Consider the following 4134-nt stretch of genomic DNA (forward strand, 5'->3'; position numbering starts at 1 on the left):
GTAAAACGTAATCTGAAGAAAGGGTAATGGGTAACAACCAGTGCACTCTTACCATTCAACCTGAATAACCCGTGTTAAACATCGCCCCAAAGCGGTATTGACAAGATAAACGAACCTAAATTTAGGCGACTATAGCCATTACGATAAAAAAGCTTAATTTGTAACAGAACACGAGACACTTAAAATGAATAAAATTCCAATGTTTCTGCTATGTGCGGGATTGTACCTTTTTGGGGCAAATAATCTTTTTGCCCAAAAAAGTCCTCAAAAAGAAGCTAGATTACAGGCAGAAGAGGAAGAAGGCCCCGTGTTGTTTAAATTTGAACCAAATTATCTGGCGGCCGAAGAGACCCGACGAAAAGAAATACTTATGATGAGGGCAATGATTGATTCTCTGGACCTTTCAGAGGGCAAACGACAAAAACTCATACGTGATCTCTACAAGAATAATGGCTCCAAAAAGCTCAATAAAATTTTACTGGCAAACAACAAGTTTGAAGAGATTGAAGAGTAGCTTAACCGGATTGATTTTGGACTAAATCCTTTTCTTTTTGTTCGTAAATTTCTTTACTTTCACCCGAAATTAAAAGAATATATGCGTTTAAAAGTTTCCGCACTGGCTATCATTCTGGTACTCCTCATAAGTTGTAAAATGGTTGTTAAGGAAGAGGAAACCGACGAAGGAGAATCCGCTGTTGCCGAAAAACTGGCCACGCCTGAAAGTCAGTTTGAAGATATTGAAGGAAATCCACTCTCACTTGCTGATTATAAGGGGAAAAGAATAATCCTGAATTTTTGGGCTACCTGGTGCAGACCATGCCTGGAAGAGATGCCATCCATGCAACGTTCACAGGCCATTTTGGAAAAGGAAAATTACATATTCTTATTAGCTTCAGACCAGCCTTTACCTGTCATTAAAGCTTTTCAGATAAGACGAGGTTTCGATTTAAAATTTATTAAATATAATGGCTCCTGGTCCGAACAGGAAATTACTACTCTGCCAACAACATATATTTATAATGAGGCAGGGGAGAAGGTAGAAAAAATTGTTGGAGGCGTAGTCTGGGATTCGCCTGAAGTTATTCAAAAATTAAAAGACACTCATTAAATGCAAAAATTTACGGGTTACACGCTTACACTTTTAATTGGATTGCTTATTTCCTGTACCGAATCTCCAAAAAAGGAGGTGGAAGTATTACATCTTATAGATTCTCCGTCTGGAAAGAATAGTTCATTACCTAATTTATTTTCCAACGGAGATAAATTGCTGATGTCCTGGGTAGAAATGAGGGAGGATACCCTGGCAAGCCTGCAATATGCCAAACTGAAGGGAGGAGAATGGCAGCCTTCACATCAAATCCTACAGGGGAACGACTGGTTTGTGAATTGGGCAGATTTCCCAATGATTGTGGAGAATAAGGGCCATTTATTATCTCATGTACTAAAGAAATCTTCTCCTGATACGTATTCTTATGATGTAAAGGTGAATGTACTCCCGAAGGGATCCAAAAGCTGGACAATCAATCTACCTTTACATACTGATGGCACCCTCACCGAACATGGATTTGTAAGTGCGGTGCCCTATGAGAATAATTCCTTTTTTATAACCTGGCTCGATGGCCGAAATACCGGGGAAAAGGCGGACGGTTCCCGTGGCGCCATGACGCTAAGAGCTGCCATCTTATCTGAAAGGGGAGAAGTTAGAGAAGAAACCCTCCTGGATATCCGAACCTGCGATTGCTGTCAGACCACCGCCGCTATCACTACCAACGGACCCGTAGTGATTTACAGAGACCGCTCTGAGGAAGAAATAAGGGACATGAGCATTGTAAGACAAGTAGCAGGCAAATGGACAGCTCCTAAAACGATATATAACGATAACTGGAAAATAAATGGATGCCCTGTAAATGGTCCAAAAGTGGCGAGTTTGAGAAATAATCTGGCCGTCGCCTGGTTTACAGCTGCAGGAGATCAGGCTAAGGTAAATCTGGTGTTTTCAAATGATGGAGGCGAACATTTTGGTCCCCCGATACAAGTAGATGAGGCAGATGCAATTGGAAGGGTAGATGTAGTATTACTGAACGCCGATACAGCAATTGTAAGCTGGATGGAATCTAAAAACAGCAGGGCACAGCTAAAGGCCGTAAAAATTACCAGCTCTGGTAAGAAATCTGAATCTATAATAATTGCCCAAATGGAAGGGTCGCGTAAAACTGGGTTTCCTCAAATGGAATTGCTCGGCGATAAAGCCTATTTTGCCTGGACTGATGTTAGTAAAGATGGTAGTAAGATAAAAATCGCTTATGTTTTGTTAGATCATTTCTAAGGGGACTTTCCAACATAAGCAGCGATCAATATATAGGCGGGGATTTGCACTTATCCTATCTTTACCTTTACCAATTTAAACCCATTAATGGAATTCAAAAAGGCAATTTATTATATGCTATTGAGCACCCTGGCCTTTACGGTCATGAATGGGCTTTTGAAATTCCTGACTACTTATAGTGCCTACCAATTGGTTTTTTTTAGGGCGCTCGGTTCTCTTTTCTTTACATTTGGCTATTTGTTAAGTAAAGGTATTCCTATCTTAGGAACACATCGTAAACTTTTGGTATTAAGAGGATTAGTAGGCTCTACTTCAATGGTTTTATTTTTTATGGCCATACATTATATACCACTGGGTTCAGCTGTTGGAATGCGATATATTGCACCTATTTTTGCCGCCATTTTCGCCATTTTATTACTCAGGGAAAACGTTAGACCCATACAATGGTTATTTTTTTTGATCTCTTTTTTAGGTGTAATTGTGTTAAAAGGATTTGACAAAAACATTCCGCTTATTGGTTTGGCCCTGGTTTTGGTTTCTTCAGTTTTTAGTGGGTTGGTTTATATTATTATTAGACGGATTGGTAGCAGAGAGTATCCGGTCGTAATTGTGAATTATTTTATGTGTATAGCGGTGATCGTAGGAGGTATCGGCGCTATTTTTGATTGGAAAACTCCTGTGGGGATCGATTGGTTTTTATTGCTAAGCCTTGGTGTTTTTGGGTATTTTGGTCAACTATTCATGACCAAAGCATTTCAAATGGGAGAAACAAATTTGATTGCACCATTAAAATATTTAGAAGTATTCTTTGCGGTAATTGTTGGAATAGTTTTTTTAGGTGAAGAATATTATGTCTGGAGTTTTGTGGGGATTGCAATGATTATAGGGGGTTTGTTGTTAAACCTTTGGTATAAGCAACGATTACTTCGGAAACGTTTAAGCTAAGGGGAGGAAGGCAAAAGTTTTATCATAATTTTAATAAAATAGCATATTATATGTCGTATATTATTGAATAACAGTATTTTATAACAAAGAGAGATGAAAAATGGATTAGTTATATTGGGTTTAATGGCCATTTTCTGGAGCTGTGGAAGCTCTGAAAAAGCGGCAACATCAGCATCAGGTATAGAAGACCAGATTTTGGAGAATTTAGTTACTAAAAAATCGTTTCAAATTGAATCTGAAATGGCGCAACCGTCTACCAATAATGCTATGAACAGTTTGGCAAATAGTGGGTTGTTCCTTCCGGGAAACTCGGGCAGCAATATTAATTTAACAGGAAACCCTAATTATTTGAAAGTAAAAGGAGATACCGTTTCCGCGTATCTGCCGTATTTTGGAGTTCAACAAGTAACCGCTGGTTATGGTACTGGTAGCGCTATAGAGTTTAATGGCATACCTGATAATTGGAAGAGCAGGAGGAATGCTAAGAAAAATTCCTATGAGGTTACCTTTACAATCAGGCAGGATACAGAAGTGTTCCAGGTATCGCTTACCATGTATCCCAATTTAACCAGCCATATGCATATAAATAGTGCGCAACGGAATTTTATAAAATATTTGGGTAAGGTTTCGGAACTTCCTGAGGAAAATGTTAACGAGGAAGGTCTTTAATATAGTACTTTTTATACCAACAAAAAACTCTGACATTTAAATATGGCCAGGGTTCTTACTATTTTTTACGTCAAGGAAATTTAATTTGCGTTGATACCAATATCGACCACAGCAATTATTTCGTCGTTTGAAGGGCTATTCTGGATACTTACATGGCCGTCCAGATTTAATAACTTATCAAAATCAATTGGGGT

The 4134-nt window shown here is 38.7% G+C and carries 5 protein-coding genes; all 5 read left to right on the top strand.

Annotated features, from left to right (window positions below; all coding sequences use genetic code 11):
• The first annotated feature begins 184 nt into the window (after positions 1-184).
• The 5 genes from WBN20_RS08445 (at position 185) to WBN20_RS08465 (ending at position 3940) form a co-directional block, all read left to right on the top strand.
• Positions 185-514 (top strand): hypothetical protein, encoded by a 330-nt coding sequence (locus WBN20_RS08445; RefSeq protein WP_424281361.1) that lies wholly within the window; start codon positions 185-187, stop codon positions 512-514.
• Positions 515-595: 81 nt separating this feature from the next.
• Positions 596-1108: a TlpA family protein disulfide reductase gene (locus WBN20_RS08450; protein ID WP_424281362.1), complete on the top strand. Its 513-nt coding sequence runs from the start codon at positions 596-598 to the stop codon at positions 1106-1108.
• Positions 1109-2326 (top strand): hypothetical protein, encoded by a 1218-nt coding sequence (locus WBN20_RS08455; RefSeq protein ID WP_424281363.1) that lies wholly within the window; start codon positions 1109-1111, stop codon positions 2324-2326.
• An 87-nt stretch (positions 2327-2413) separates the two neighbouring features.
• Entirely contained in the window at positions 2414-3271 is an 858-nt protein-coding gene (locus WBN20_RS08460; protein ID WP_424281364.1) for a DMT family transporter, read from the top strand.
• Between the two features lie 93 nt (positions 3272-3364).
• Positions 3365-3940, top strand: coding sequence for a DUF4251 domain-containing protein (locus tag WBN20_RS08465; protein WP_424281365.1), 576 nt, complete (start codon positions 3365-3367; stop codon positions 3938-3940).
• Positions 3941-4134 lie beyond the last annotated feature (194 nt).

The organism is Eudoraea sp. (assembly GCF_049665975.1).
Taxonomy (GTDB): Bacteria; Bacteroidota; Bacteroidia; order Flavobacteriales; family Flavobacteriaceae; genus Eudoraea.

Excerpts from the sequence above, each read along its gene's own strand:
- WBN20_RS08460 (WP_424281364.1), top strand. The coding sequence starts at position 2,414 with ATGGAATTCAAAAAGGCAATTTATTATATGCTATTGAGCACCCTGGCC.
- WBN20_RS08445 (WP_424281361.1), top strand. The coding sequence starts at position 185 with ATGAATAAAATTCCAATGTTTCTGCTATGTGCGGGATTGTACCTTTTT.
- WBN20_RS08450 (WP_424281362.1), top strand. The coding sequence starts at position 596 with ATGCGTTTAAAAGTTTCCGCACTGGCTATCATTCTGGTACTCCTCATA.
- WBN20_RS08455 (WP_424281363.1), top strand. The coding sequence starts at position 1,109 with ATGCAAAAATTTACGGGTTACACGCTTACACTTTTAATTGGATTGCTT.
- WBN20_RS08465 (WP_424281365.1), top strand. The coding sequence starts at position 3,365 with ATGAAAAATGGATTAGTTATATTGGGTTTAATGGCCATTTTCTGGAGC.